Below are 19,752 nucleotides of genomic sequence, written 5' to 3' on the forward strand. Positions count from 1 at the left end.
CACGAAATCGCGGCATGCATTGCCACCAAACGAGATGCTCGTGCACGGACAGAGCGCTCACCAGGCTCGATGCACGTTTCAACTTCCGTACCGAATGGACTTCCGTTTCATTTCGCGGCGAGGACGGACGCGATCTCCTTCAATAACGGCGTTTTGCGCGCGTTGGGGAGGAACGAGGCGAGCACGGCGTTCTCGGCCAGGCGCGCGACGTCGGCGCGTCCCATGCCCAGAGCAGTGGCGACCGCCAGGTACTCACCTTCCAGCGTGGCACCGAAGAACGGCGGGTCGTCGGTGTTCAGCGTGATTATCACACCGGCGTCGAGCATTCGGCGCACGGGATGCGTCCCGATCGAGGCCACCTGCCGCGTGCGGATGTTGGACGTCGGGCACACTTCGAGCGGAATTCCCTTCGACGCGAGGTGGTCCAGCAACGCCGGGTCCTGTGCGCAGCTCGTGCCGTGCCCGATGCGCTGGGCGCCCAGGTCGCGCAGCGCCGACCAGATCGTCTCCGGTCCGGTGGTCTCCCCCGCGTGCGGAACGCTGTGCAGACCCGCTTCCCGCGCCGCGTCGAAGAAAGGCGCGAACTGCGCACGTCCGACACCCGCCTCCGGGCCGCCGAGTCCGAAGGAGACGAGCCCTTCCGGGCGTTCCAGCGCGAACGCGAGCGTCTCGCGGGCGGCTTCCAGTCCCTTTTCCCCCGGGATGTCGAAGCACCACGCCAGCTCCACGCCCAGCGCGGCGGCCTCCGCCCGCCCGGACAGCAGACCCGCGAACACCTCGTCGACCGGCACGCCGTCCGTGACGTGGTTGTAGGGCGTCACCGTCACCTCGGCACAGCGCACGTTCTGCCGCACCAGGTCCCGCGCGAGGCCCACCACGAGCGTGTGGACGTCCCGCCGTCCCCTCACCATCGACTGGACGGCCCAGAAGACCCTGAGGAAGTGGTCGAAGTCGCGGAACGCGTAGAAGCGCTCCAGCTCGTCGCGGTCGCCCGGCACGCCGGACTCGGGATGGCGCCGGGCCAGCTCGAGAACCGTTTCGACGCTCGCCGACCCGACGAGGTGGACGTGCAGTTCGACCTTGGGCAGGGCATGGATGAACGACCGCATGGCGAAGCTCCCTGAGATACGGGCGGAAGGTGTCGGTGAGGAACACGACGGCTCAGGGAGCGAGGTCGCCGCGTTCGGTGTCGGCGCCGTAGAGTGGCAGCTTGAAGACCGGCACGACGCCAACGTAGCAGGGCCGGCCGAAGCCGGGTGGCACGTTCACCCGTTTCGCTGTTGGCTGGACGTCATGACCGCTGAGGACGTGCTGGAGATCCTGGCCGCGCTGGAGGGCACCGACGTGTGGATCGGTGGCGGCTGGGGTGTGGACGCGCTGGCGGGCAGGCAGACCCGTCCGCACGACGACCTCGATCTCCTGCACCGCGAGGACCGGGAACCGCGGGTTCTCTCGGCGCTGGCGGGCCTGAAGTTCGCGGAGACGCTGTCGTGGCGGCCCGTGCGGTTCGTGCTCACCGACCCGGCCGGACGGGAGATCGACCTGCACCCGCTGCGGTTCGCCGCGGACGGCAGCGCGGAGCAGTCCTCCCTCACGCCCGGCGAGCCGTTCCGCTACCCAGCTTCGTGCTTCGTCACCGGCACGATCGGCGGAGTGGAAGTGCCATGCCTGTCGGTCGAACAGCAGCTGCACTTCCACCAGGGCTACCAGCCGCGGGAGCGCGATCTGCACGACGTGGCACTGCTCCGAGCTCTGCGGCCGAAAACAGGTTGGCACGCGGGCTAGCGTCGGACGGGTGAAGGGATTCAACCCGAGTTTCGGTCCCGAGACGGCGAAGAACTACGACAACTCACCCCGCGGTGACGAGGACGAGACGGTGCGGTTCCTCGCCCGGTTCGGCACGGACGCGCTCGAGCTCGCGATCGGCACCGGACGCATCGCCTTGCCACTGAGGGAAACCGGTGTCGCGGTGGACGGCATCGAGCTGTCGCCCGACATGGTCGCGCGCCTGCGCGAGAAACCCGGCGGCGCGGACATCGCCGTCACGATGGGCGACATGTCCTCTGTGGGCACCGGGCGCACGTACTCGCTGGTGTTCCTGGTCTACAACACGATCACGAACCTGCTCACCCAGGACGACCAGGTGCGGTGCTTCGAGAACGCGGCACGCCACCTCGCGCCGGGCGGTGTGTTCGTGATCGAGTGCGGTCTGCCGAGCTGGGCGGCGCGGGAACGCCACCAGTTCATCGACGTGGAGTCGCTCGAGCTCGACCGCGTCGGCTTGGACGTCAACCGGTACGACCCGGTCACGCAGCTCCTGGACGAGAACCACGTGGAGATCAGCGCGGACGGCATCCGGTTCGGCCCGATCCGGCAGCGGCTGACCTACCCGTCCGAGTTCGACCTCATGGCGCGGATCGCCGGGCTGCGGCTGCGCGAGCGGTGGGGCGGCTGGAACGGCGAACCGTTCACGGCGTCCAGCACGCGGCACGTGAGCGTGTACGAACGTGACGCCCTCGGGGCTGCCTAGTCGCGCTGGGCGTTGAACGCTTCCAGCGCCTCGGCCTGGATGCGCTCGAACTGGGCGCCCATGGCCTCCGCCAGCGCCTGGGCACCGTTCAGCGGTCGCACCATGACGGTGAACTCGTCGATCAGCCCGTCGGCGTTCAGGTGCAGGAAGTCGCAGCCCTGGATCTCCTTGCCGTTCACCTCGGTGCGGAACACCAGGGCGTGGTTCGGGCCGTCGACGATCTCCCGCTCGTAGCGGAAGTTCTCGAACACCCGCATCACGCCGCGCAGGATCGCGGCGGTGATGGGCTTGCCGGGGTAGGGCTTGAACGCGACAGGGCTGGTGAACACCACGTCGTCGGCCAGGCACGCCTCCATGGCCGCGGTGTCGCGCGCCTCGACCGCCTTGCGGAATGCGTTCACGACGAACCCCCGAATACTCAACTTGTTGACTAGGTCAGGCGCACCGTAACCTGCGACTATGTCCCTGCGCAACGCCGTGCTGGCGGCCCTGCTCGACGGAGCGGCGTCCGGCTACGACCTGGCCAAGGCGTTCGACGCGTCCGTGGCGAACTTCTGGACGTGCACCCCGCAGCAGCTCTACCGCGAGCTGGACCGGATGGCGGACGAAGGGCTGGTCGAGGCGCGCACGGTCGAGCAGGAACGACGGCCGACCAAACGGATGTTCACGCTCACGCCCGCCGGGCTGGAGGCGCTGACCGCCTTCACGGCCCGGCAGCACCGGCCGACCGCGATCCGCGACGACCTGCTGGTCGCGGTGCTGGCGGCGGACGTGGGCGACACCGAGGCGGTCAAGGCGTCGATTCGGGAACGCCGGCAGTGGGCGGAGGCGAAGGTGGCGCGCTACGAACGGCTGCGGGACCGGCTCCTCGACGGCAGGACCGAGGAGGAGTTCCTGGCCACCGCCGACCGGGTCGGGCCGTACCTGGCCCTGCTGCGCGGCCTGTCGTTCGAGCGGGACAACGTGCGGTGGTGCGCGCGCAGCCTCACAGTGCTGGAGCGGCGTGGTGCACGGCTCGACGCGTCCGGGTGAGGTTGAATCGGTGTCATGAACGGCATCTCGTTGCTGCAGGAGGCCCTCACCGCGCCCGCGGAGGAGGCGCGCAACCGCTTCGCCGGGCGGCTCAACGGCTACCTGGAGGGGTCGGGCGTCGTGCACGCCGTGCGGATGCAGGGGTGGCTGGGGCTCGAGGTGCCCGGCCCCGGCTGCCACGTCGGCACCGGCAGCTGGGACTTCACCCGGTTCAAGCCGACGACCTCCCCGGTGACGTGCGGACGGTGCCGGTCGGCCGGGCTGCACAGCAGCTCGTTCACCGGCGGGCCGCACCAGCAGACGCTGGACCTCGACGGCGTCTAGTGTCCTGAGTTCTTAATTCGTGTGCAGTAGCGTGTGATGGAGTCGAGGATCTGGTCGGCGGTCTTGGTCCAGACGTAGGGCCGTGGATCGTCGTTCCAGGTCTCGATCCACGCGCGGATGTCCCGGTTGAGCGCGCGGACGCTGGCGTGACTCGCGCGCTGGAGTTTCTTGGTCGTCAGCTCGGAGAACCAGCGTTCGACGAGGTTGAGCCAGGAACTCGACGTCGGGGTGAAGTGCACGGTGAATCGTGGGTGTGCGGCCAGCCATCGTTTGATCACCGGGGTCTTGTGGGTGGAGACGTTGTCCATCACCAGATGCACGGCCAGGTCCGAGGGGACCTCTTTGTCGATTCACCGAAGCCGGAGACCGAATGCGTCTTCGAACCCCGCGCGGGAAAGTTCCTGGCCGGTGACCGTGAACGAATCCCCAACGGGCTCAGTCCACATGAGCAGCTCGCGGAGGCAATGGGTGCCGACAAGACCACGGTGCTGGGTGGTACTCTCTTTCGCGAGAAAGGTCGCCTGGTTTTCACGGAAAACAGTGGTCACTACGGACACAGGTGGACCAATGCTACTCGCCAGCAGTTTCAAGAGTTCTTGAACGGCTATGGGATTCTGTACGACTACAGGCCGTGGGGTTGACATGTCCGAATGGACTCCGGTGGTGTACCGCGGCAACGGGGCCTGGATCGGAACCATGCCCGACGGCCGGATCGGTGTCGGGGTCGAGTCGGAGGGCAGGGCCACCCTCGAGGGTTCCGGGTTCGTGCCCATGTGGCCGTTCATGGAACGTGATCTCTCCGCTTGTCTCGACGAGTTCTCCCGCGTGTGGGACAACTTCGCCGACAGCGGCGTGGCGACTCCTGAGAAGCTCATCGAGCTGACGGTCGGGTCGGCCTGGAAATCCGGCCGCTCCTACTGGATGCAGGTGTCCGTTTCCTGGGCCGTCGACATGGCCGGTCGGCCGAATTTCGACCGGCGGTTCATTGACGGGCTCCTGCTCGAGATGGCGGCTTCGGATGCCTTGCCTCCGGAGTTGCGGGAGCAGGCACAGCGCGCCAGTTCGTAGGTGCATCGCTGCTGTTGCGCAAGCGGCCCCGCTGGAAGTCCAGCGGGGCCGCTTGCACAACTGGGGTGGTGATCGACAGGCAGGTGCCGCACAACGTTCTAGTGTCCTGAGTTCTCAATTCGTGTGCAGTAGCGTGCGATGGAGTCGAGGATCTGGTCGGCGGTCTTGGTCCAGACGTAGGGCCGTGGTTCGTCGTTCCAGGTCTCGATCCACGCGCGGCTGTCCCGGTTGAGCGCGCGGACGCTGGTATGGCTTCCGCGTTGGAGTTTCTTGGTCGTCAGCTCGGAGAACCAGCGTTCGACGAGGTTGAGCCAGGAACTCGACGTCGGGGTGAAGTGCACGGTGAAGCGCGGGTGCGCGGCCAGCCATCGTTTGATCACCGGGGTCTTGTGTGTCGAGACGTTGTCCATCACCAGATGCACCGCCAGCTCGGCGGGGACCTCTTTGTCGATGGCGATCAGGAACTTCTTCAACTCGATCGCGCGATGCCGGGCGTGCAGCCGGCCGATGACCTTGCCGGTGGCGGTGTTCCCGGCCGCATCGGCAGGACCGGGGCGGTGCGATTGAGGGCCTGGATCTGGGACTTCTCGTCCACACACAACACCACCGCCCGCTCCGGCGGTGCGAGGTAGAGCCCGACGACATCTTTGACCTTGTCCACGAACAACGGGTCCTTGGACAACTTCCACGCCTCACGGCGATGCGGCTGAAGACCGAACGCGTTCCAGATCCGTGTCACCGCGGTCTGCGTCAACCCGGGATTCTGCCGCCATCGACCGCGTCGACCAGTGCGTCGCGTTCGCGGGCGTGGACTCCAGCGTCGCGGTGATCACCGCCTCGACCTGCTCGTCGGAGATGGTCCGCGGACGTCCGGGACGCGCCTCGTCAAGCAGCCCGTCGAGCCGGTCGGCCACGAACCGCGACCGCCACTTCGCCACCGTCGCCCGCTGCGCACCCAACTCCGCGGCGATCTCGCTGTTCGAGCCGCCTTCGGCGCACCGCAACACGATTTGTGCCCGCAACGCCAGCGCCTGTGCCGTCTTCCTGCGCCGCGTCCAGCCCAGCAACGCGCTCACCTCGTCGTCGGACAGCACCAACTCAGGCAGCTTCGGGGTTCGGCATGCCACCGAACCCTACGCCTGCACACGAACTAACGACTCAGGACACTAGTGGCGGTTGCGCACGCCCATTCCGGTCAGCGCGGTCATGCCGAGGCGCTCGTAGAACGGCCGCAGCTCGTCGTCGCACACGAGGTCGACGGAGTAGAGGTGGGCGCCCTCGGCGAGGATGCGGCGCACCAGCTCGGTGCCGATGCCCCGCCCCTGGAACTCCGGCCGCACCTCCAGCCACGGCACGAACCCCGTCAGCACGCCGTCGCCGATCATGTTCACGAACCCGGCGACGGTGTCCCCCGACCACGCGACCACGACCCGATAGCTTCCACGCAGCGCGGCGAGGTGGCGAGCGGGAGAGGGCGGCGAGGGCCAGCCGACGAAGAACCCGGCGAGGTTTTCTTCCGTCACCGCGCTGACATCGGTGTCATAAGTGATCACGGTTGGCATTCAAGCACTTTCCGCACGGCGAACCCCAAACACGGAAGCGCGACGCCACAGTCCATTGTGGACTTTACTTGCAAGATCTGGACATATGAGGCATATTGTTGTGCGGTGAGCCGGGAAGCCTGGTCGGCCCGCACGTCACACTCGGTGGCATCGCGGAGGTTGACGAGGGGTGCGCCGATGACACTTATCCCCCGCTCCATCCCCCTGAGCAACGACCCCCAGGTGGTGCACGCGCTGGCCTCGCGCTGGCGTCGCACCAGGCTGTTGCTGATCCTCTCCGCCGGTGTGCTGCCGGTCGCCATCGGCATCGTCTGCGTCGTGCTCGCCGGCATGACGTCGGCAGGGCAGCGCGTCATCCCGTGGTGGGCGGCGATCCCGGCCGTCGCCGCGGCGGCGTGCGCGTGGGCGCTGCTGTCCTGGTTGCGCCGCAACGGGTTGAGCGACCCGTACTCGTGGCTGCCCGCGACCACCCTGATGACCGGCGCGCAGCTCGTGCTCGGCGTGCTGCCGGGTTCCGGCATCGCGCTGCGGCTCAGCCCCGGCGCCGCCATCGCGGTGAAGGCGTTGTGCGCGGCCGGTGTCCTGGGCGCGGGCTCGGCGAGCGCGCTCGCCCGGATGGCCCACCGCTCGTTGCTCGCGACGCCCGTACTGGAGCTCGCCTCGACCGCGTTCCCGCTCGTGCTGCCGGGTGAGCGCGCCCGCATGGTGATCGGCACCGACCGCGTCGACTGGACCACGAAGAAGGGCGGCCGCGTCGACACCGGCGTCTCGTTCGCCCGCGTCCAGCGCGTGACGGCCCAGGCGAACGCGATCGTCGTCCACACCGCGTCCGGCTCGTGGACCATCCCGGTGTCCGACCCCGCGACCGCCGCCGCACTGCTGCGCCGCCGGGTCGAGTGGTGGGAGGAGAGCCGCAACGCCGCCGTGGAGCGCGAGGAGCGCCGCTACCTCGACCTCGTCGAGCAGCTCGCGTCGGTGAGCGGGGAGGCGACGCGCGGTGGTGTCAGCGTCACGGTCGACTCGAGCGGCGTCACAACGGGCATCGCGCTGAGCGAGGCGGTGCGTGACGTCGAGCCGGAGGTGCTCGCCGCTCAGCTGATGGCGTGCGTGCAGAAGGCCCGTTCGGACGCACGCCGCCAGGTCGAGGACCTGGTGCTCGACCACGCGTCCGCCAAGGCGCTCCACTAAGCACGCTTCCAGCACTGCGGTCCGTAACCCCCCGCCCCGCTCGCGACTCTCTTTCGTGTTTCCCGTGTAGTACGCGGGGGCCCTACGTCCCATGTACGGAAACGTAGGGCCCCCGCGTTCCCAAGCCACGTCACGCAGCGCAGGCGGGGGCGCTGGGTGGGTGACGCGCGGGCGGGTGGCTGGCGGGAGGAGGGGGCAGAACCTCTGGCGGAGTGCTCGGAGCGGACGAGGGTCCCGATACAGGCCCTTCGTCGGTTGTCCCGCGTCTCCTCGCCTGCCTAGTTTCGGTGTGTGCCTGGCACCTCTTGGGATGGGGGACGAGATGCGCAGACGTGACTTCCTCGCGGCGGCGGCCGGGGTCGCCGCCGTCGTGGCCAACCCGGCGAGCGCGCTCGCGGCGACCGGGCAGCGGCCGGGAGCGTCGCACCTGCCCGACCTCGGCCTGGGTGACTTCCCGGTCGTGGCACGGGTCAAGGCGCGCAACGCTTTGCAGCACCTCAGGGTGCTGTCCGATCAGATCGGACCGCGCATCGGCGGCACCGCGTCGGAGCACCGCGCCCGCGACTACCTGGTGCGGGAGCTGCGGTCGTTGCGCTACCAGGTGACGGCCCAGCCGTTCTCCGTGCCGGACAAGTACCTCGCCGAGGTGAACAAGAACTGGCAGGCGGGCGCGTCGCGGTCCGGCTCGCTCGGCGTCACGGTCAAGGCGCCGTTCGTCGAGGTGACCGACGGCGACCTGCCGGACCTCACGGGCAAGATCGCGTTCTACGTCAACGCCCCCAACGGTTCCGGGCCGACTGTCGCCGCGGTCGAACGAGGTGCGGTGGCGGTCGTCCTCGGCCGGATCTCCACCACGGCGACCAAGTCGAGCGCCTTCTCCCCCACCCTCGACCAGAACGTCGCCGTGCCGGTGATCGGCCTTTCCCAGGTGCACACCGAGAAGCTCCGGGCGCAGGGCTCCGGCCAGTTGACGATCAAGACCACGCACCACCCGAACCTGACGTCCTACAACGTGATCGCGGAACGGCCGGCGACCTTCCCGCGGCCGGACGGCGGGGTCGTGATGGTGACCGCGCACTACGACAGCGTGCCGGGGTCGCCGGGCGCCAACGACGACGGCAGCGGCACCGTGCTGTGCCTGGAGCTGGCGCGGGTGCTGCGGCACCTGCCGACCTACCGGACGCTGCGGTTCGCTCTGTGGGGATCGGAGGAGCAGGGGCTGCTCGGGTCGCGGCACTACGTCTCGCAGCTCACGCCGGAGGAGCTGGCGCGGATCAAGGGCGTGTTCCAGAACGACATGGTCGCCACCAGCCACGACCCGGCGACGGCGTACTGGCTGCTGTCGGTCGACGGCGCGGACAACGCGACGACGGCCGCCGTCCGGGCCTCGGCGCGACGGCTCGGGTACGACCCGCGGGTGCACGGACCGGTGGCGCGCGGCTCGAGCGACCACGTGCCGTTCCACGAGAAGGGCTTGGCGGCGGCGAACTTCAGCTGGCGTGGCGAGGGCGGACCGGCGCAGCTGGAACCGATCTACCACACGCCGGAGGACACCATCAGGGACAACATCAGCCTGGAACGGCTGCAGGTGTCGCTGGAGCTGGTCGGGTCGGCGGCCTACCGGCTGGCGACCGAACGCTGAAGCCGCGGGGTCACGGCGTGGGAGCGGTCAGCTCGTCCATCGTCCTGGCGCTCAGCCACGCGGCGAACTCGCCGGCGGGCAGCGGCCGGCTCAGGCAGTAGCCCTGCACGATGTCGCAGCCCAGGGCGGCGAGGACGTCCCACGTCTCCTCGTCCTCGACGCCCTCGGCCACGACCTCCAGCTCCAGGTTGTGCGCGAGCCCGAGCAACGAGCGGGTGATCGCGCCGCTGGACGCGTCCGTGCGCATGTTCGTCGTGAACGACCGGTCGATCTTCATCTCGTGCACGGGCATCGTGCGCAGGTAGGCGATCGACGAGTAGCCGGTGCCGAAGTCGTCGATGGAGAGCCGGACGCCGAGCTCGCGCAGCCGGGTCAGCACGTCGCTCGCGCGCAGCGGGTCGGCGATGATCGCGCTCTCGGTGATCTCCAGCGTCAGCGCGTCCGGCTGCCGGCCGTGCCGCTTGAGCTGGTCGGCGACCTGGTCGGGGAACGTGGGGTCGTGCAGGCACTGGGCGCCGACGTTGACCGAGACGGGGACCTCCCAGCCGTCGGCGTGCCAGGCGCCGCACTGGGCCAGCGCGTGGTCCAGCACGTACTGGGTGAGCGGCTCGATCAGGCCGGTCTCCTCGGCGGCGGGGATGAACCGGTCGGGGCCGAGCAGGCCCAGGCGCGGGTGCTGCCAGCGGCACAGCACCTCGGCGCCGCAGACGGCGCCGGTGCGGGCGTCGGCCTTGGGCTGGTAGTGCAGCACCAGCTCCTCGTGGTCGAGCGCGCGGCGCAGGTCGCTGATCACGGTCAGCTGGGCGGCGCTGTGGTCGTCGCCGGGTTCGAACACGGCCGTGCCGAGACGGGCGCGCTTGGCCGCGTACATGGCGATGTCGGCGTGCTTGAGCAGGTCGTGCACGTCCGCCGAGTCGGTCGGGTAGATCGCGACGCCGATGCTGCAACCGACGTCGACCGACAGGCCGTCCAGGTCGACGGACTCGCGCAGGGCGCTGTGCACGTTGTCGGCCACCACGAGGGCGTTCGCGGGGGACAGCACCGACGGCAGCAGCACGGCGAACTCGTCCCCGCCGAGGCGTGCCACCGTGTCGATCTCGCGGACGGCCGCGGTGAGGCGGTTGGCGACGTGCTGGAGCAGCCGGTCGCCGAACGCGTGGCCGAGGGTGTCGTTGATCGGCTTGAAGCGGTTGAGGTCGATCAGGAACAGGCCGAGCGGGTCGCCGGTGCGCCGGGCGTGCTCGATCGCCTCCCCCGCGCGGTGGACGAGCAGGGTGCGGTTGGCGAGGCCGGTGAGCGCGTCGTGCATCGCCTCGTGCTCGCTCTTCGCGGCCTGGCGCAGGATCTTGCGCCGGTGTCCGATCAGGACGGCCCCGCACAGCGCGACGAGGCCGAGGTCGACGGCGAACGCGATGACGGCGGCGAGCCGCAGCTGTCCGTTGCGCTCCTCGGCCGACCGCAGGTAGTCGGTGGTCTCCAGGCGTTTGAGCTGCACCACCGTGGAGAGCTGCTTGCGCACGGAGGCCAGGGTCAGCTCGGCCTGGTCGGCCTTCTGGAACGCGGCGGTGGCGTCGCCGCGGTCGCCGGCCGCGACCGTCTCGCGCAGCAACGCCGAGTAGTCGCCGTACAGCCCGCTCACGATCGTGGCGGCCCGGACGTCGGCGGGACCTCCGTGCTCCTTCAGCCAGCTCAGGCTGTCGCCTGCGGCACCGGCCGCGTTGGACACGGGTGTGCGCATCACCGGTGTGCCGGAACGGAGGTAGTCCGCGAGCGCGTGGTCGGCGACGTCGACGTTCTGCACGACGAGACCCCAGTGGTCGCTGATCTCGTTGAGCTCGTGCAGGTGGTCGGCGGCGCGCTGCATGCTCAGGCTCGTCCACAGCGCGAGGCCCGCGAGCGCGGCGAGACCGATCGTCAGGCTGAGAACGGTCGTGTGCGCGGTGGAGCGGGCCTCGACCCAGTTGGACAGCATCTGTGAGCGCCTCGTGTGGACATGGCTTTCCGGCGAAAGAGCTATTGGTACGCAGCCAAAGGATCGCACGCAAGCCGACACAGCGGTGCGGCGTGCACTAGCCTTGACGGCTTTCCGGGGTCAACTGATTGGGCGTTTCCGTGGTGCGCGGTGTCCGTGTCGTCCTGCCTGCGGTTTTGGTCTTCGTGGCGGGGGTGAGCGGGTGCGGGACCGGCCAGACGTCCGATGACCCGCCCACAATCGGGTTCCTCGCGCAGAACACGAGCCGCGACTTCTCCCGCGAGATGAGCGACGGCTTCCGCGCGGGCGCGGAGATCGCGGGCGGCGTGCGGACCGAGCTGACGGGACCGGACACGCACGACGGGCTCAAGCAGATCGAGCTCCTGCGCGACCTCGCCACCAGGGCCACGGGCGGTATCGGGGTCTCCGCGGTCGCGCCGGAGATCATGGCCGAGCCGCTGGCGCGGGTCGTGGAGCAGGGCGTTCCGGTCATGGCGGTCGCGGGCGGCCAGGTCGCGCCGGGCACCGGCGTCGAGTTCATGATCGAGAACGACGGCTTCGACCTGGGCAGGACGCTCGCCGACGCGACCGCGGACCGGTTGCCGCCCGGCGCCTCCGGCAAGATCGTGATCGGCAGCAACTCCCCCGCGATGCCCGCGCTCGACCAGCGGGTGCTCGGGATGCGGACCCGGCTGCTCGAACGGCTGCCGAACCTGCGGGTGATCGGACCACTCGACACCGGCCGCGACGCCACGACGAACCTCGCGACCTGGCGGCGGCTCGCCGACGCGAACCCCGACGCGCTCGCGCTGCTGGGCGCGGGCGACGTCGACGCGGTCAACCTCGCCGCCGTGCACGCGGAGAAAGACGGTAAGTGGCTGGCGGCGTCGTTCAGCATCGACCCGAAGGCGCTGCAGGGCGTCAAGGAGGGCCACCTGTTCGCGACGATCTCGGCGGAGCACTTCCTCAAGGGCGCGGTCGCGGGGTGGATGCTCGCCCAGCACGCGAAGAGCGGCCGCAAGCTGCCGGAGGGCTGGTTCGTGGCGCCGGGGCTCGTCGTGGAGTCGTCGAACGTGGACGAGATCATCCGGCGTCAGGCGAGCACGGCCGCCCGGCTGGAGGCGGCACGGCCGCGGATCGAGGCCCTCACGGCGAACCCGATGAGGTACCTGCGTCCACTCGACCAGGCCCGCTGACCCGACCGGCGCAGCGGGTCCTGCGCCTCGGTGACACCCGCCGGACCGTGGGCGACCATGCGGATTTTCCCGCCATTGGAGGGTCTCGCATGATCAACCGAAGGACACTGGCGAAATCCGTCGGTGCCGCGCTCGCGGTCTCGGCCACCGCCGTTCCCGCCACCTCCGCCGCCTCCGGACCAGCCGGCCCCGCCCGTCGCGACCGGTACCTGGTGAGGGGTGGTGCCGTCGTCACCGTCGACGAGAAGCTCGGTGTGCTGCCGCGGGCGGACGTCCTGATCAACAAGGGCAGGATCGCCGCCGTGGGCACCCGGCTGGACGCTCGCGGCGCCACGGTCGTCGACGCGACCGGCATGATCGTGATGCCCGGTTTCGTCAACACGCACTTCCACATGTGGAGCGCGCTCGGCCGCAACTTCGTGGCCGACGGGTTCCCGTACTTCGCGGCGAAACGCGCCACGTCCACCCTGTACTCGCCGCAGGACGTCTACCGCAGCGTCCTGCTCGGCCTGGCCGAACTGGCGAACGCGGGCGTGACGACCGTGCACAACTGGTCCAACAACACCCGCTCCCCCGCGCACGCCGACGCCGAGCTGCGCGCCCACCGCGACGGACTGCTGCGAGCCCGGTTCTCCTACGGCCACGTCGACCAGATGCCGCGTGACGTGCCGATGGACTTCGCGGACATCGATCGCGTGCGGCAGCAGCACTTCGCCGACGACAGCGCGTTCGACGGCTTGGTGCATCTCGGGATCTGCGTGCGCGGGCTGTCCCAGAGCGACGAGCCGGCGTTCTTCGCGGAGATGGACGCCGCTCTCGGCCGCGATCTGCCGGTCGCGATCCACGCGGGCCAGTCGCCGCCGCGGATCGTGGACGCCGCGGACTACGAGCGGCGGGGCTGGCTGGGCCCGAAGACGTTGCTGACGCACTACGTCACGGCGCTGGACGGCGACATGGAGGTGATGGCGCGGACCGGGACGCCGCTGAGCTGGTCGCCGCACTCGGAGTTCCGGCTCGGCGCTGCGGGCGACCCCCGCGACGCGCTGCTGCGGTTCCGCCGGGCGGGCGTGCCGGTGTCGCTGTCGTCAGACGCTACGTCCATCGCGCCGTCGGACATGTTCGAGGCCATGCGGGTCGTCTGGAACACCGGCATCCCCTGGCAGGGCACGCCTTCCGCCGGTCTGCCGGAGATCGGGTTCCGTGACGTGCTGACGATGGCGACGCTGAACGGCGCCCGTGCGCTGGGGCTCGGCGACGTCACCGGGTCGATCACCGTCGGGAAGCGCGCCGACGTCGTCCTGGTGCGCAGCGACGACATCAACCTCGCACCGGGCGGTCTCACCGAGACCACGCTGGTGCAGGCGGCGACCCCGGCCAACGTGGACACGGTGTTCTCGGACGGCCGGATCGTGAAGCGCGGTGGCCGGCTGGTCGCCTACGACGTCGACCGGATCGTGCGGGAGGCGAAGGCGTCCTCGCTGCGCATCCGCACGGCGGCGGGCGGGATCCTGGCGCCGCCGGCGTAGAGAAGGCCGTGGCCCGGAACGGCAGAGCGTTCCGGGCCACGTCACAGGGGCATCCGTGAGAACAGCAGGGGTCAGAAGGTCCAGACGGCGCTCTTGCCGGGTCCCACGACCAACGTCGACGTGCCGAGCCGCACGACGTGCCGCGCGACGGCGCGGTTGAGCTCGAACTCGACGTGCTTGAGCCCCGTCCTGCCCATCGGCACCACGTCGAACCGCATCGTCGTGTCACCGCGGGTCACGACGACGCCGCGTTCGTCGGCCTTCGGCACGAGACCTCCCGCCTCCAGCAACGGGAGCACATCCGCCAGGTCCGGGGCCGTGACGGCGAAGCGGATCAGCGTGATGTCGCGCATCAGCTTGTCGCGGTAGTCGTCGGGCAGGTAGCGCTCGCGGCTGACGTCACCGGGGAACCGTGCGGGGCCCGCCTCGCTGCGCGGGTCGTCCAGGTACTCGCCGCGGTACTCCATGGCCCAGGCGCCGAACCTGTCGTGGGCGTCGGTCAGGAAGACCGAGTCGAACCACGGCACCGGCACGCCGTCGCCGAAGTCGCGGGTCTGCAGGAACCGGATCGGCGTCACGCCTTCCGCGCGCAGCCGGTCCTCGAGGTCCTCGACCTCACCGTCGCGTTCGGTGGAGAGGGCGAGCGCGGCGGCGCCCAGCTCGCCGTCCCTGCCGTCGACGTCGCCGACGCCGAAGACCTCCAGGTAGGTCTCCCTGCCGCGCAGGTAGCGGCCCGTCCAGACCCTGCCGTCCGCGCCGGTCGTGGTGCGCACCTCGAAGTCGGCGAACTCCCGCAGGTACGCGGACCGCTCGACGGCGTCGGCCGTGGCGCGGTCGAAGGTTCCCCAGGCGTGGTTGTAGTGCAGCGACTGCCGCACCTGCGCCAGGACCGGAGCGGCTGCCACCAGCACCAGCAACACCGCCAAGATCGTGTGTGAAACTCGTCGGATCCCCATGCGGGGATGGTAAGTCGCACGCGCTCAAGCCGGACTCAAGTCACCGAGGGGGACCTTGTGCTCGACACCGCCCGCTGGACGGTTCTCGCTCCTCTGCTGCAGGCCGCGACCGCCGGTCCGGACCTGCTCGACGCCACGATCCGCGGCCTCACCCCGCAGGCGGTCGCCGCGGAGGTGGTGGCGGAGACCGGCGAGCACGACGTCCGGCTGGACCTCGTCTTCGACGGCGTGACGACGAGCCATCTCCGGACGGACTCGGACGTCGTCGTCACCCTCGGCCTGGCCGACGCGGTGCGCGGCCTCTACGCCGGACGGCCGTGGTCGAGCCTCTCCGTGCGCACCCCCGACCCCGAGATGGACGAACGCGGTATCGCAGGCTGGTTCGCCGACCGCAAGGGCGTCCCGCAGGCCGTGCAGGGCCTGCTGTCCGCGCTGCGGCCTCAGCGGCGGGACCTCGGCGAGCTGGCCGTCGAGCTCGGCACCGACAAGTGGGGCGACCTGCACTGGTACACGCAGCACTACGAACGCCACTTCGCCCGCCTGCGCACGGAACCCGTGCGGCTGCTGGAGATCGGCATCGGCGGGTATGACGACCCCGACCGCGGCGGTGGCTCGCTGCGGATGTGGGAGCGGTTCTTCCCGCGCGGCCTCGTCGTCGGCCTGGACATCGCGCACAAGAACGTCCGCGGCCCGCGGATCACGACCGTGCGGGGCGACCAGTCCGACGCGGAGTTCCTCGACCGGCTCGGCCGTGAGCTGGGCCCGTTCGACATCGTCATCGACGACGGCAGCCACCTCAACGACCACGTGCGGACGTCGTTCCACGCCCTGTTCCCGCACGTGCGGTCCGGCGGCCTGTACGTGGTAGGACCTGCAGACCGCGTACTGGCCTTCCTGGGGCGGGCACCCGGAGGGCACGGACGGCACGTCGATCGGCCTGCTCAAGTCCTTTGTGGATGGACTGAACCACGCGGAGACCGGTGACCCGCGCGGGCAGGGCACGCCGTTGCAGCGCAGCATCACGGGGATCGCGTTCCACCACAACATCGCGTTCGTGGAGAAGGGCCTCAATGCGGAGGAGGGCGGGCCGGCGTTCCTGCGCACGCTCTACTGAGGCGGGCAACTGTCCAGATTCTGTCCACTACTACCGCTAACAGCCTGATCGGAGGCCGCGATGTAGGCGGACAGGATCGCGCCCCATCGCGGCCCCGGCGGGAAGGTGAGTCGTGCGACGGATCTTCGTGAGCTACCGGATCAAGGACAGCGTCCACGCGACGGCGTCGCTGTCCAAGCTGCTCGCCCAGCACTACGGCGAGGAGAACGTGTTCCGCGACCGCGACTCGCTCCCCCTCGGCTCGGTCTACCCGCGCCGGATCCGGCGCGAGCTCGAACGCGCGGACGTCGTGCTGGCGGTGATCGGCCCGTCCTGGCTGACCATCACGAGCGTGAACGGCGGACGGTGTCTGGACGACGAACGCGACTGGGTGCGCACCGAGCTGCGGATGGCGTTCCAGCGCGACATGACGGTCGTGCCGGTGCTGCTGGACAACACCCCGCTGCCGACGCCCGACTCGCTTCCGCACGACATCACCCTGCTGAGCCATTCGATGTACTGGCAGGTGCGGCACCGGACGTTCGAGTCCGACGTGCGCGGGCTGATCGCGGAGCTGGACGGGGGCCGTGACGCGGGCAGGCGGCAGTGCCGGGCACCGGCTCCGTCCAGACCAACACCGCGTCGCACGGCGGATCGGTCTACGCCAACCAGGGCGGCAGCTTCACCATCAACCAGACTCCCGGGACCAACTGATGAAACGTCCGAGAGACTCCGGATCGCATCAGCACAACAACGCGTCCCACGGTGGCAACGTCTTCGCCAACCAGGGCTCCGGCCAGATGAACGTCCACCAGGACAACAGCACCGTCAACCACTTCAGGCTCAACCAGCGGAAGTGGACGGGCTGGGCGATCCTCGTGATGCTCGTCGCCGACGTCGTGTTCTTCATCTACGGCGCCACGTCCTACAGCGGCAACCAGGGCGACTCCGGCGACGGCCTGCGGGCCGTGGTCTACCTGCTGATGCTCGGCGTCACGATCACCCTCGTCCGCCGCTGGTTCCGGCAGAGGCTGTGACCGGGGTGCCGTCCTCGCGCGGGGACGGCACCCCGTCACGTCACGGCACCCAGTGGTTGCCGGTCACCGTGATCATCACCTGCAGCTGGATGCTCGCCGAGAAGTAGCTGCTCGAGTCGATCGGCGTCTGCAGCATCCGGTTCCACAGCGCGTCGAGCCACGCCTGGCTGCCGGGGTCGGTCGTGGCCACGACCGCGAACGGCGCGAAGAACGCGGCGGCGCTGCCACCGGAGATCTGCGTGCCGTCGAGGCGGTAGCCCAGGCCGATGTTCGCCGGGTTGCCGCCGGTCTTCGCCTTCACCCACGCGTTGAGCTTGCGGGCGGCGGAGAGGGACGACGAGTCGCCGCTGGTCACCGCGTCCGCGCCGATGCGCCACGGCACGCGGCAGGCGTTCCAGTAGTACTGGCCGTCGTTGGGGCTCTCCAGCACCTCGCCGGAGGCCGGGCGCGGCGAGGAGTTCGTGTTCTCGACGAAGTCCGGCAGCAGGCCGGTGTTCGGCGCGTAGTCCTGTTGCAGCCGCGTGACCAGGTTCTGGTGGGCGGAGCGGATGGTGTCCCAGGCCGAGTCGCCGGTGGCCTTGCGGAACGCCCGGAAGTGGTCGGCCATCCAGTCCGACGACCGCGACAGGTAGTAGTAGCGGTCGCCCGCGCCGGTCCAGTCGCCGAGCTTGAGCAGGTTCGTCGACGGGTTGACCTCGCTGGCCTTGATGGCGTTGATGTGCCGGATCGCCAGCTGCTTGTAGTTGTACGTGCCGGCGCTGCCCCACTGGCGGTCGGCGAGCAGCAGGCCGTACGCCACGTCCAGGTCGCCGTCCGTCGCGGCGTCACCGCCGTTGACGCTGCGGCAGCTCGTGTCCTGTTCCGCCGCGAGCAGGTCCGGGTTGATCGACGACGGGTGGTCGATCTTCCACTTCACCAGGCCGTCGAAGATCCTGCGGGCGTCGGGGTCCGCGCCCGCCATCGTCGCGACGACGACCATGCCGTAGCCCTGGGCCTCGGCGACGTACGGGTGGTCCGCGTCCGGCGAGATCACCTGGTACCAGCCGTTGCCGCAGTTCTGCCGCAGGAACGCGGACTTCCAGCGCTGGTAGTAGTCCACCACCGCGGCGTCCAAAGTGGACGTGCTGCCGGACGGGCGCAGGACGCCCTGCGCGTACGGCTGCTGCCTGCTGCCGAACGGGACGCCGACGGTCGGTGTGGGGGTGCCGTCACCGGCGCCGTAGACCTCGAGCTCCCACAGCGAGTAGCCCCACTGCGTGGCGCGGGCCGTGCCGTAGACGCGCACGTACCGGCCGCTGCCGGACACCGTGAGGTCGTCGATGCCGCCGTCACCGGCGCTGGTCGAGTAGACGTCCGTCCACGCGGACCCGTCGAGCGACGTCTGCACCCGGTACGCCCTGGCGTAGGCGGTCTCCCAGTTCAGCCGCACCCGGCTCACCGAGTGCACCGACCCGAGGTCGACCCGGATCCACTCCGGGTCGCGCCCCTCCAGCGACGCCCACCTGGTCGACGGGTTGCCGTCCACCGCCTTGCCCGGTTCGAGGCCCGCCGCCTCGACGGACGAGGCCACCGTCGTCTTGCCCGCCGACACCAGCGGGTCCGCCGCCGCCGTGGCGCTGACCGTCCCCGCCGCGAGCAGCCCGAGCACCAGCCCGAGCACGCCTAACTTCGATCTTCCGCCCATCACACCCGCCGCCCAATTAGTTAACAAACCTTCCTTATGACGGCACAGTAGGCGGGCACCCACCGCCGGACAAGAGGCGCGGGACCGAGTCAGCCCCAGACCTCGCGCACGGCGTCGGCCACCGAGGCCGCCTGCCGCAGCCCCGCCTCCGCGGCGGGCCTGCGCCGGGCGGGGTCCAGCACGTTCTTGCCGATGGCGGTCAGCTCCTCCTGCCCGGGGCTCACGACGATCGACGGCACCCCGAGCTTCGCGGCCTGCGCGGCGGGGGTGGCCACGACGTTGGCCGACCGGGTCAACGGCGCGACGACGACCACCCGTGAGCACCCGGCCGCGAGGTCGACGTTCGCCACCGAGCGCATACCGCCGTCCATGTACCGGTGGCCGTCGATGGTCACGGGCGGCCACACCAGCGGCACGGCGCAGCTCGACGCCACGGCCTTCACCAGCGGCACGCCGCTGTCCCGGTCGAACGCGACGAACTTACCGGTGGCCGTGTCGACGGCCGTGACCTTCAGCGGCCGCTCCGGCCATTCCTTGATGGACAGACGCCGGTCGAACACCTCCAGCCGCGACTCCTCGGACGGCGTGCGGGCCTTCAGCGCGGCACGGCCCAGCCTCGCGCGCTTCGCCGCGGGCGTGCCCGGCATCGCGTAGGAAAGGGCGTACCGCACGAGCATCCACGGGGTGAGCCGGGCCGGGAGCTCGCCGTCCGGCGGTTCCAGCTGGCTCTCGTACAGCCCGGCGAGCGGGACGCCGCCCGCGAGCTGCGTCGCCACCACGGAGCCGGCCGACGTGCCCACCACCAGGTCCGCGTTCGTCAGGTCGACGCCCTGCTGAGACAGGCCGTGCAGAATCCCGATCTCCCAAGCGATCCCGGTGACACCGCCACCACCCAGGACCAATGCGCGTTGTCCGGTCACGGATGACCATCCTATGGAGTGG

At 70.0% G+C, this 19,752-nt stretch carries 20 protein-coding genes and 3 pseudogenes; 14 read left to right on the forward strand and 9 right to left on the reverse strand.

Annotation, left to right across the window (positions count from 1 at the left end; genetic code table 11):
• Positions 1 to 107: 107 nt before the first annotated feature.
• Positions 108 to 1,109 (reverse strand): adenosine deaminase, encoded by a 1,002-nt coding sequence (gene add, locus BLT23_RS09120; protein WP_090047524.1) that lies wholly within the window; start codon positions 1,107 to 1,109, stop codon positions 108 to 110.
• A gap of 184 nt (positions 1,110 to 1,293) precedes the next feature.
• Here add and BLT23_RS09125 point away from each other — a divergent pair, with 184 nt between their 5' ends.
• Positions 1,294 to 1,785, forward strand: a complete 492-nt coding sequence (locus tag BLT23_RS09125; RefSeq protein ID WP_090047525.1) for a nucleotidyltransferase domain-containing protein — start codon at positions 1,294 to 1,296, stop codon at positions 1,783 to 1,785.
• A gap of 10 nt (positions 1,786 to 1,795) precedes the next feature.
• Entirely contained in the window at positions 1,796 to 2,530 is a 735-nt protein-coding gene (locus BLT23_RS09130) for a class I SAM-dependent DNA methyltransferase (protein WP_090047527.1), read from the forward strand.
• Here the strand turns inward: BLT23_RS09130 and BLT23_RS09135 are convergent.
• Positions 2,527 to 2,931 (reverse strand): nuclear transport factor 2 family protein, encoded by a 405-nt coding sequence (locus tag BLT23_RS09135; protein WP_090047528.1) that lies wholly within the window; start codon positions 2,929 to 2,931, stop codon positions 2,527 to 2,529. The genes BLT23_RS09130 and BLT23_RS09135 overlap by 4 nt on opposite strands.
• Before the next feature lie 58 nt (positions 2,932 to 2,989).
• Between BLT23_RS09135 and BLT23_RS09140 the strand changes: the two genes are divergently transcribed.
• The gene (locus BLT23_RS09140; protein WP_090047529.1) at positions 2,990 to 3,562 is read left to right on the forward strand and encodes a PadR family transcriptional regulator; all 573 of its coding nucleotides are present in this window, start codon (positions 2,990 to 2,992) and stop codon (positions 3,560 to 3,562) included.
• Positions 3,563 to 3,577: 15 nt separating this feature from the next.
• Positions 3,578 to 3,886, forward strand: a complete 309-nt coding sequence (locus tag BLT23_RS09145; protein WP_090047531.1) for a hypothetical protein — start codon at positions 3,578 to 3,580, stop codon at positions 3,884 to 3,886.
• On the opposite strand, the pseudogene BLT23_RS09150 reads toward BLT23_RS09145, so the two are convergent.
• A pseudogene (locus BLT23_RS09150) lies at positions 3,883 to 4,236 on the reverse strand (transposase); the annotation flags it as partial. The gene BLT23_RS09145 and the pseudogene BLT23_RS09150 overlap by 4 nt on opposite strands.
• Between BLT23_RS09150 and BLT23_RS42240 the strand changes: the two are divergent.
• Both BLT23_RS42240 and BLT23_RS09160 read left to right on the forward strand, forming a co-directional pair.
• Positions 4,201 to 4,527, forward strand: coding sequence for a polymorphic toxin type 43 domain-containing protein (locus tag BLT23_RS42240; RefSeq protein WP_425434364.1), 327 nt, complete (start codon positions 4,201 to 4,203; stop codon positions 4,525 to 4,527). The pseudogene BLT23_RS09150 and the gene BLT23_RS42240 sit on opposite strands and share 36 nt — an antisense overlap.
• A gap of 22 nt (positions 4,528 to 4,549) precedes the next feature.
• A complete protein-coding gene (locus BLT23_RS09160) occupies positions 4,550 to 4,954 on the forward strand; it encodes a hypothetical protein (protein ID WP_143035868.1) in 405 nt (134 codons plus the stop codon).
• 98 nt (positions 4,955 to 5,052) lie between these two features.
• Here the strand turns inward: BLT23_RS09160 and BLT23_RS09165 are convergent.
• Together BLT23_RS09165 and BLT23_RS09170 are read right to left on the reverse strand one after the other, a co-directional pair.
• Positions 5,053 to 6,081, reverse strand: a pseudogene (locus BLT23_RS09165) (IS630 family transposase).
• 39 nt (positions 6,082 to 6,120) lie between these two features.
• Complete coding sequence (locus tag BLT23_RS09170) at positions 6,121 to 6,507, reverse strand: GNAT family N-acetyltransferase (RefSeq protein ID WP_218133686.1); 387 nt, start codon at positions 6,505 to 6,507, stop codon at positions 6,121 to 6,123.
• A gap of 186 nt (positions 6,508 to 6,693) precedes the next feature.
• On the opposite strand from BLT23_RS09170, the gene BLT23_RS09175 reads away from it, so the two are divergent.
• Positions 6,694 to 7,704 carry a YbaB/EbfC family nucleoid-associated protein gene (locus BLT23_RS09175; RefSeq protein ID WP_143035869.1) on the forward strand — a complete coding sequence of 337 codons (1,011 nt, stop codon included), beginning with the start codon at positions 6,694 to 6,696 and terminating at the stop codon, positions 7,702 to 7,704.
• A gap of 322 nt (positions 7,705 to 8,026) precedes the next feature.
• Positions 8,027 to 9,346 (forward strand): M28 family peptidase, encoded by a 1,320-nt coding sequence (locus BLT23_RS09180; RefSeq protein WP_090047543.1) that lies wholly within the window; start codon positions 8,027 to 8,029, stop codon positions 9,344 to 9,346.
• A 10-nt stretch (positions 9,347 to 9,356) separates the two neighbouring features.
• Here the strand turns inward: BLT23_RS09180 and BLT23_RS09185 are convergent, their stop codons facing one another.
• The gene (locus BLT23_RS09185; RefSeq protein ID WP_090047546.1) at positions 9,357 to 11,318 is read right to left on the reverse strand and encodes a putative bifunctional diguanylate cyclase/phosphodiesterase; all 1,962 of its coding nucleotides are present in this window, start codon (positions 11,316 to 11,318) and stop codon (positions 9,357 to 9,359) included.
• A gap of 128 nt (positions 11,319 to 11,446) precedes the next feature.
• On the opposite strand from BLT23_RS09185, the gene BLT23_RS09190 reads away from it, so the two are divergent.
• Together BLT23_RS09190 and BLT23_RS09195 are read left to right on the forward strand one after the other, a co-directional pair.
• On the forward strand, positions 11,447 to 12,514 hold the full coding sequence (locus BLT23_RS09190) for a sugar ABC transporter substrate-binding protein (RefSeq protein WP_143035870.1): 1,068 nt from the start codon (positions 11,447 to 11,449) through the stop codon (positions 12,512 to 12,514).
• An 89-nt stretch (positions 12,515 to 12,603) separates the two neighbouring features.
• A complete protein-coding gene (locus BLT23_RS09195) occupies positions 12,604 to 14,040 on the forward strand; it encodes an amidohydrolase family protein (protein ID WP_090047550.1) in 1,437 nt (478 codons plus the stop codon).
• A gap of 71 nt (positions 14,041 to 14,111) precedes the next feature.
• Here BLT23_RS09195 and BLT23_RS09200 read toward each other — a convergent pair whose 3' ends face one another.
• A complete protein-coding gene (locus tag BLT23_RS09200) occupies positions 14,112 to 14,996 on the reverse strand; it encodes a DUF5829 family protein (protein WP_090047552.1) in 885 nt (294 codons plus the stop codon).
• A gap of 57 nt (positions 14,997 to 15,053) precedes the next feature.
• Between BLT23_RS09200 and BLT23_RS09205 the strand changes: the two genes are divergently transcribed.
• The 4 genes and pseudogenes from BLT23_RS09205 (at position 15,054) to BLT23_RS41590 (ending at position 17,126) form a co-directional block, all read left to right on the forward strand.
• Complete coding sequence (locus tag BLT23_RS09205; protein ID WP_090047554.1) at positions 15,054 to 15,980, forward strand: class I SAM-dependent methyltransferase; 927 nt, start codon at positions 15,054 to 15,056, stop codon at positions 15,978 to 15,980.
• Positions 15,949 to 16,110, forward strand: a complete 162-nt coding sequence (locus tag BLT23_RS40615; protein ID WP_176946660.1) for a hypothetical protein — start codon at positions 15,949 to 15,951, stop codon at positions 16,108 to 16,110. Before BLT23_RS09205 ends, BLT23_RS40615 begins: the two co-directional genes overlap by 32 nt.
• Before the next feature lie 127 nt (positions 16,111 to 16,237).
• Positions 16,238 to 16,561, forward strand: a pseudogene (locus tag BLT23_RS42245) (toll/interleukin-1 receptor domain-containing protein); the annotation flags it as partial.
• Positions 16,562 to 16,802: 241 nt separating this feature from the next.
• Positions 16,803 to 17,126: a hypothetical protein gene (locus tag BLT23_RS41590; protein WP_245743840.1), complete on the forward strand. Its 324-nt coding sequence runs from the start codon at positions 16,803 to 16,805 to the stop codon at positions 17,124 to 17,126.
• 40 nt (positions 17,127 to 17,166) lie between these two features.
• Here BLT23_RS41590 and BLT23_RS09215 read toward each other — a convergent pair whose 3' ends face one another.
• Both BLT23_RS09215 and BLT23_RS09220 read right to left on the reverse strand, forming a co-directional pair.
• Entirely contained in the window at positions 17,167 to 18,810 is a 1,644-nt protein-coding gene (locus BLT23_RS09215; RefSeq protein WP_090047559.1) for a glycosyl hydrolase family 8, read from the reverse strand.
• Between the two features lie 89 nt (positions 18,811 to 18,899).
• The gene (locus BLT23_RS09220; protein WP_090047561.1) at positions 18,900 to 19,730 is read right to left on the reverse strand and encodes a patatin-like phospholipase family protein; all 831 of its coding nucleotides are present in this window, start codon (positions 19,728 to 19,730) and stop codon (positions 18,900 to 18,902) included.
• Positions 19,731 to 19,752: the final 22 nt, after the last annotated feature.

Origin of the sequence: Lentzea fradiae (genome assembly GCF_900100955.1) — a bacterium.
GTDB classification, from domain to species: Bacteria; Actinomycetota; Actinomycetes; order Mycobacteriales; family Pseudonocardiaceae; genus Lentzea; species Lentzea fradiae.

Excerpts from the sequence above, each read along its gene's own strand:
- add (WP_090047524.1), bottom strand. The coding sequence starts at position 1,109 with ATGCGGTCGTTCATCCATGCCCTGCCCAAGGTCGAACTGCACGTCCAC.
- BLT23_RS09125 (WP_090047525.1), top strand. The coding sequence starts at position 1,294 with ATGACCGCTGAGGACGTGCTGGAGATCCTGGCCGCGCTGGAGGGCACC.
- BLT23_RS09200 (WP_090047552.1), bottom strand. The coding sequence starts at position 14,996 with ATGGGGATCCGACGAGTTTCACACACGATCTTGGCGGTGTTGCTGGTG.
- BLT23_RS09185 (WP_090047546.1), bottom strand. The coding sequence starts at position 11,318 with ATGCTGTCCAACTGGGTCGAGGCCCGCTCCACCGCGCACACGACCGTT.
- BLT23_RS09140 (WP_090047529.1), top strand. The coding sequence starts at position 2,990 with ATGTCCCTGCGCAACGCCGTGCTGGCGGCCCTGCTCGACGGAGCGGCG.
- BLT23_RS09195 (WP_090047550.1), top strand. The coding sequence starts at position 12,604 with ATGATCAACCGAAGGACACTGGCGAAATCCGTCGGTGCCGCGCTCGCG.
- BLT23_RS42240 (WP_425434364.1), top strand. The coding sequence starts at position 4,201 with ATGCACGGCCAGGTCCGAGGGGACCTCTTTGTCGATTCACCGAAGCCG.
- BLT23_RS09180 (WP_090047543.1), top strand. The coding sequence starts at position 8,027 with ATGCGCAGACGTGACTTCCTCGCGGCGGCGGCCGGGGTCGCCGCCGTC.
- BLT23_RS41590 (WP_245743840.1), top strand. The coding sequence starts at position 16,803 with ATGAAACGTCCGAGAGACTCCGGATCGCATCAGCACAACAACGCGTCC.
- BLT23_RS09175 (WP_143035869.1), top strand. The coding sequence starts at position 6,694 with ATGACACTTATCCCCCGCTCCATCCCCCTGAGCAACGACCCCCAGGTG.
- BLT23_RS09145 (WP_090047531.1), top strand. The coding sequence starts at position 3,578 with ATGAACGGCATCTCGTTGCTGCAGGAGGCCCTCACCGCGCCCGCGGAG.
- BLT23_RS09215 (WP_090047559.1), bottom strand. The coding sequence starts at position 18,810 with ATGGGCGGAAGATCGAAGTTAGGCGTGCTCGGGCTGGTGCTCGGGCTG.